The sequence below is a fragment of the Bradyrhizobium sp. Kon58 genome, from assembly GCF_055807455.1.
In genome coordinates this window covers 1-388 of the sequence record NZ_JBVVOT010000195.1, presented here as the reverse complement: position 1 = coordinate 388, position 388 = coordinate 1, and the positions used below count along the sequence as shown (strand labels likewise).

Sequence of the window (388 nt, the reverse complement as noted above, 5' to 3'; positions counted from 1 at the left end):
GGCCGATCGAGGCTGCCGCAACTTGTGAAATTTCCTGCGCAGTTATCAGCCCGCCCTCACCTCAATTCGAATTAGCGTTTAAGCTGTCGCGAAACGCTTTTTCTGACTGGGAGGTGGCCAAGGGCGAAGTGCCGGTGGTGATCGGTCCGTCCGGCTCGGGCAAATCCACCTTTCTGCGCTGCCTCAATGGGCTGGAGGCGTTCGACTCGGGCTCGGTGAGCATCGACGGTTTGCAGCTGGCACGCACGATTTCCGCCACGTAGGCACCGGTGAACAGCGACAGGGCGGCGATCCCGGCAAACTCCCGGTGCAACGCACCGATGGGTACGCGGGTTTGCTGGGCCTGGCCGTTACCCTGCAGGCGCACGGTGATGGTGGAGCCGAGGGC

1 pseudogene is annotated in these 388 nt (G+C 62.9%); it reads left to right on the top strand.

Features of this window, described 5'->3' with window-relative positions:
- Positions 1–83: 83 nt before the first annotated feature.
- Positions 84–245, top strand: a pseudogene (locus tag AC0L20_RS40095) (ATP-binding cassette domain-containing protein); the annotation flags it as partial.
- Between the last annotated feature and the right edge of the window lie 143 nt (positions 246–388).